Origin of the sequence: Psychrobacter sp., from assembly GCF_030457785.1 — a bacterium.
GTDB lineage: Bacteria > Pseudomonadota > Gammaproteobacteria > Pseudomonadales > Moraxellaceae > Psychrobacter.
Genome location: NZ_JAKDUI010000161.1, coordinates 1 through 6,235, shown reverse-complemented (window position 1 = coordinate 6,235; position 6,235 = coordinate 1). Strand labels below are relative to the sequence as shown.

5 protein-coding genes are annotated in these 6,235 nt (G+C 43.9%); 4 read left to right on the top strand and 1 reads right to left on the bottom strand.

Annotation, left to right across the window (positions count from 1 at the left end; all coding sequences use genetic code 11):
* The first annotated feature begins 247 nt into the window (after positions 1 to 247).
* The 4 genes from greA to L0J61_RS08300 all read left to right on the top strand — a co-directional run bounded on the left by greA (position 248) and on the right by L0J61_RS08300 (position 4,672).
* The gene (gene greA, locus L0J61_RS08315; protein ID WP_301465982.1) at positions 248 to 724 is read left to right on the top strand and encodes a transcription elongation factor GreA; all 477 of its coding nucleotides are present in this window, start codon (positions 248 to 250) and stop codon (positions 722 to 724) included.
* 275 nt (positions 725 to 999) lie between these two features.
* Entirely contained in the window at positions 1,000 to 2,268 is a 1,269-nt protein-coding gene (locus tag L0J61_RS08310) for a putative DNA modification/repair radical SAM protein (protein WP_301465981.1), read from the top strand.
* An 11-nt stretch (positions 2,269 to 2,279) separates the two neighbouring features.
* On the top strand, positions 2,280 to 3,155 hold the full coding sequence (locus L0J61_RS08305) for a TIGR03915 family putative DNA repair protein (protein ID WP_301465980.1): 876 nt from the start codon (positions 2,280 to 2,282) through the stop codon (positions 3,153 to 3,155).
* 146 nt (positions 3,156 to 3,301) lie between these two features.
* The gene (locus L0J61_RS08300; protein WP_301465979.1) at positions 3,302 to 4,672 is read left to right on the top strand and encodes a glycosyltransferase; all 1,371 of its coding nucleotides are present in this window, start codon (positions 3,302 to 3,304) and stop codon (positions 4,670 to 4,672) included.
* Between the two features lie 90 nt (positions 4,673 to 4,762).
* On the opposite strand, the gene L0J61_RS08295 is transcribed toward L0J61_RS08300, so the two are convergent.
* A complete protein-coding gene (locus L0J61_RS08295) occupies positions 4,763 to 6,229 on the bottom strand; it encodes an NAD-dependent succinate-semialdehyde dehydrogenase (RefSeq protein WP_301465983.1) in 1,467 nt (488 codons plus the stop codon).
* Positions 6,230 to 6,235: the final 6 nt, after the last annotated feature.

Here is a 6,235-nt window from a genome sequence, read left to right as displayed (position 1 = left end):
TACAAGTTAGTAATGCGTTAAAAAACAATACCTTTATAAAAGACAGACCCCAAAAGCATAGTGGCTAACCTGCGACTATGCTTTTTATTATATAAGATTAAATGCATATCAGCTTGATATTAAAAGCCTTCAACAGGTGAGCTATTAAGCCCTCTTAACATTATTCTTTACATTTAAAACCCATTGCAACAACACTGGCACCATCTCATCATGAGGTGGTGTGGTGTTATTGGTTTAAGGAAAAAACATGCAACGATATCCAATGACTCCCCAAGGACACGAAGCGCTTGAAACTGAATTAAAGCAGCTAAAAAGTGTCGACCGCCCTCGCATCACAGCCGCTATCGCCGAAGCACGTGAGCACGGCGATCTAAAAGAAAATGCTGAATACCATGCTGCTCGTGAGCAACAGGGCTTTTGTGAAGCGCGTATCCGTGATATCGAAGCCAAACTCGGCGCAGCCCAAGTAATCGATCCAGCGACGCTACCTCAAGAAGGTCGCGTGGTTTTCGGTGTGAGCGTGGTTATCGAAAATATGGATACCGAAGAAGAGAAACAGTACAAAATCGTTGGTGATGACGAAGCTGACTTCAAAGCTGGAAAAATCTCTGTCAACTCGCCTATCGCGCGTGGTCTGATTGGTAAGTTTGAAGGTGATGAAGTTCGTATCGAAACGCCAAAAGGTTTGGTCGAGTATGAGCTTATGAAAGTTATCTACGACTAATACCACCGACTATTAACCAACTGAAAAACCCTCGTTATCTAGATAACGGGGTTTTTTTATAGCTGCCACTATTTGTATATCTGCCACCATAATAGTGTAACTTTATCTGTTGCACCCGATTTGACAAACGCTTCTGCTAAATATACCGAGCACGAGAGCAGCCAGTGACTAAGCGACACTATTTGTCGTATGGTTTTATGATTTCTTCTATAATTACAAAGGCTTAGCGTTATTTTTGCTAAAATAGGTACCAATGAAACCATTGGTAACCTCTTATGGCAAACATCAATTATGAGCGACTGCAAGGTAAGCTCAATATCTTAGCGGACGCTGCAAAGTATGATGTCTCTTGCTCGTCGTCTGCTGGCACTCGTAAAAATCAAGGTGGCGGACTTGGGGATGCCTCAACGTCAGGCATTTGCCACAGCTATACCGAAGATGGTCGCTGCGTAAGCCTGCTCAAAATCCTGCTGACCAATCACTGCATTTATGACTGTGCCTACTGCACATCTCGTAGAAGCCACGATACCCCGCGAGCTGCGTTTACGGTCGAAGAAGTTGTTGACTTGACCATGCAGTTTTACCGCCGAAATTATATCGAAGGCTTGTTTCTGAGCTCAGGTATTTTTAAAAGTGGCGATTATACGATGGAGCGACTGGTCGACGTTGCCAAAATATTGCGTACACGTGAACGATTTAACGGCTATATTCATCTGAAAACCATTCCTGGTGCCTCCAAAGAGCTATTGCTAGAAGCGGGTCTATATGCAGATCGCTTGAGTGTTAATATCGAAATTCCGACCAAGTCTGGTCTGGCGTTGCTCGCACCAGAAAAATCCCATGATGAGCTTAAAACACCGATGGAGACGGTAAAAGAAGAAATCATCACTATCCGTGAAAGTCGTAAAACCCACAAGAAAGCACCAAAGTTCACGCCAGCAGGTCAAACCAGTCAAATGATCGTTGGCGCTAGCAACGAGACCGACTTACAGGTCATCCAGCTATCGAGCCATTTCTATAAGCAGTATGATCTCAAGCGCGTTTATTACTCAGGTTATGTGCCGATGCTATCCGATAATCGCCTGCCAGCGATTGGAACACCTGTACCGATGGTACGTGAAAACCGCCTCTATCAAGCTGATTGGCTGATGCGTTTTTACGGCTTTGGTGCTCACGAAATCGTCGAGCCTGAGTCACCATTTCTAGATTTAGATTGTGACCCTAAACTGGCTTGGGCGATTCGTCATCGCGAGCACTTCCCGATCAACATTCAAACAGCGACTTACGAGATGATTGTTCGTATACCAGGCATCGGCACCAAAACGGCTAAAAAAATAATAAAAGCGCGGAAGTTTAATCAGTTAACGCTGTATCATTTAAAAAAGATGGGCGCTGCTGTCAACCGTGCTAAGTTCTTTATCGCTACCACAGGAAAAAATGAACACCTTGCGCATTTAACTCGTGATAACTTCAGACAATACGTACTGGCGCAAACCCAAACAAAATACAAAGATCAACGAAGTGGGCAATTGGCACTGCTTTAGGGAGAAGTGAGATGTCATTACCTGCACAAAACAGCACTTATCCTATCAATCAAACTCTATCCAGTGCTGTGCTCTTATACGAGCCTATTTTTGAAGGTTGGCTGAGTGCTGTATTTTACGTGTATGCCAATAAATTACAAAACGACAAATCATTGCAGCTGACCGCTCAGAACTGTTATACCCCTTCATTACTCTCACAAGCCACTCATGTAGAAACTGACGAAGATAAAGCCGAGCGTGTCCTAGTAAAACTGAATAAGCTATTAAAGCGCTCAGGTATGCGCAATCTGCTCTGGGGATTCTTGTCTGAAAAAGACCATATCGGTACTACTTTATTTCAGGTGGTCAAATATGCCATTGATTACCCTGATCGTCCTATCATGCAAGACTTAGGAAATTTATCGGTACTGGATTTGGTGCAGACAGTAAAGTCGGTCGGGCGTGAAAAGCACCGAATGGAGGCTTTTGTACGTTTTGAACATACCACCGACGATATTTACTTTGCTCGCGTCGAGCCTGATTTTAATGTATTGCCTTTGATTGGTGAGCATTTCCGCCAGCGCTATCAAGATCAACATTGGGCAATATACGATCTGGTGCGCGGCTATGGTATCTTTTATGACAAGAGCCAAAGCACTACTTCACATCCTGCTGCTCTACAAACAATTACCGACCTTGATGACGCGGTGCTGCGTGACCCCACTAGTATCCATAGCAAAGATGAAGCTCGCTATCAGCGTTTTTGGCAAGGCTACTTTACCAACGTCAATATTAAAGAACGTAAGAACCCACGTTTGCACAAGCAGTATTTACCACAGCGCTATTGGAAATATTTGAGTGAAAAGCAAGTACTTCCAAATGCCGAGCACCTGCAAAAGCGTCGATGATGATTTTTTACGTGATGTTTCGCATGATTTTTCGCGTGATGTCTCGTGTAATTTTTCGAGGGCAACTTATATCTTCGTGGTTGAGTTTTGAGCGCTTTTAACTGACAATAGCAACTTGACAATATTAACTGGTGAACCACGCTATTATGAAAGTTATGCGCTTACTATCGTCTTTGAAGCATGATGAATCCGAGCGCGGGATTTTTCATCTTGGGCGCACATTGGTCAAGAATGATCATACCTCTATCATAATCTCTAGTGCTGATGAAGACCACGATTTGGTCAAACGCCTAAAACGTGATGGCAATCACTATCATCAGTTGCAAATGAATAAAAAATCTTGGCTTTCATTGCTACGTGTGACGGAACTGCGTCGCTTGATTGAAAAATACGACCCTGATGTTATCCATGTACATTCGCGCACACCTGCATGGATACTCCATTTAGCACTGAATCGTGCACGTCTCAAACGAACGCCAAAACTAGTAGCGACCATGTACGGCTTTTATCCTGTCAACAAGTACTCACAAGCCCTGCTCGATGTCGATACTATTATCACAGTATCAGACAGTGTCACTGACTATCTAAAAAAGAGATTGCGCCGTGAAGATGTAGACCCAAAAGTTATAAAGCGTATCTACCGTGGTGTTGATACGCGGCGCTACCCATATCGGCATAACCCCTCAGTTTATTGGCTACGGCATACCTTTGCTGAATATCCTGAGCTTGAACATAAAAAATGGCTGATATTCCCTACTATTATTGGTAACCAATATGGTCAAGAGTGGATCATTGATATTTTGGGTAATTTGCAAGAACAATTTCCAAATATTCACGTCATCGTGATGGACGACGACCATAGAGAAGGTGATGTGACCCACGAGGACTTTATTCAACGCACCAACACCTTAGATTTGGCCAAACGCATCACCTACGTCGGTAGCAAACGTAACGATATGCGTGAATGGCTATCAGCGGCCAATATCGTATTAGCGCTGGCTAACGAACCTGAATCTATCGGCATCAACGCCTTGCAAGCGATTCATTTAGGAACACCCGTTATCGGTTGGGATCAAGCCGCTTTTAGTGAAATTTTACACCCTCTCTACCCACAAGGGCTGGTCAAAAAATACAATGCCAATGCACTTTGTAAGTCGGTCAGAAACCAGCTTGAAAGCGTCACACGCCCTGAAATGACCACCAAATTCACCATGAGAGAAATGATCGAGGCCACACTAGCCGTCTATCAAGAATTATACGAAGACACGCTCGCAGCAGAACAAGCCGCTATCGACGCTGCGGCTGTCAAACGTATTAAAAAGAGCCTCAAAAATGCTGCTAGGTCGATCCCTGAGTCCACGTATGTAAAAATCGACCCCATTGATAAAAAAACCAAAGCCAAACTCGTCAAAGGAAAACCCAAAGCCAATGGCTTCATGAAAAGTATCACCACAAAAAAAGCCACTTCAGATAAAGTGGCTTCATCAGATACTGATACCAATCATGACGAAAAGTGACAGTTCTTAAGTAATGGTTCTTAAGTGACAGCTCTTAAGCGACAATTCTTAAATGATATAACTTAAGCAACGAGACTCAAGTCACACGGCTTAGCTGACGTCAGAGCACCAGTATTTGGTGACGACATATTCTTCTATACCGTATTTTGAACCCTCACGACCAAAACCAGACTGCTTAACACCACCAAAAGGTGCAACTTCAGAAGATATCAGACCCGTATTGTGACCGATAATACCGTACTCGAGCCCTTCACTGACACGCCATGATCGTGCATAGTCACCACTATAGAAGTAAGCCGCCAAACCATAAATAGTATCATTGGCCCGACGAATGACCTCTTCTTCCTCTGTAAAGGTAAAGATGCTAGCGATAGGTCCAAATATCTCTTCAGAAGCGATATCCATTTCGGAGCTGATATCTGTAATAACCGTTGGATTGTAAGTCAGTTCTGAAGCGTCGTTACTACTACCACCAGTAACGAGCGTTGCCCCTTTGTCTAAAGCATCTTTGAGCAATCCTTGCACCTTTTCTAGGGCTTTTTCATCAATCAAAGGCCCTATATCAACACCCTCCTTCATGCCATTGCCAACCTTTAATTCAGCGACTTTTTTGACAAACACATCCAAAAATTTGTCTTTGATACTGTCTTGTACATAAATACGGTTAGCACAGACACAGGTTTGGCCAGCATTACGATATTTAGAAGCGATTAATCCAGCAGCAGCCTTTTCAAGGTCAGCGTCATCAAAGACGATGAATGGTGCATTACCGCCCAGCTCTAGTGACAGCTTTTTGATGGTTGGAGCACATTGGGCCATCAATGTACGACCCACTGCAGTAGAGCCGGTAAACGATAATTTTTTAATCCGCGCATCGCCAGTCAAAATATCGCCGATGGTCGATGACTTGCCCGTGACAACTTGGATAACGCCTGCTGGAATTCCCGCTTGCTCAGCTAATACACCGAGTGCTAATGCAGAAAAAGGTGTTGCGGTTGCAGGCTTGATGATCATCGTACAACCTGCTGCTAGAGCGGGCGCTGCTTTACGTGTAATCATCGCTGACGGAAAGTTCCAAGGCGTGATAGCGGCGCAAACGCCCACTGGCTGTTTTAGAATAACGTGACGCAATTGTGATTTATTGGCCGGTATCACATCACCATAGACGCGCTTACCCTCCTCGCTAAACCAACGAATAAAGCTGTTGGCATAATCAATTTCACCACGCGCTTCGCTCAATGGTTTACCTTGTTCAGCAGTCATGATAATAGCCAGATCTTCTTTGTTGGCATCGATCAGTTCTGCCCATTTTAGTAGTAAGTCAGCACGCTCCTGTGCAGTTTTTTCAGCCCAAGCAATCTGGGCCTTGTGAGAAGCAGCAACTGCATCGTTGACATCGTCTGTCGTCAAACTTGGTACTGTACCAATGAGCTCACCATTAAAGGGATTTCTTACCTCTAAAGTCTCACCACTGCTCGCAGTATGCCAGCCATCTTTGACTAAACACTGTTGTTTTAACAAATCTGGATTTGATAAATTCAAGGTAGATTCTGACATTTTACT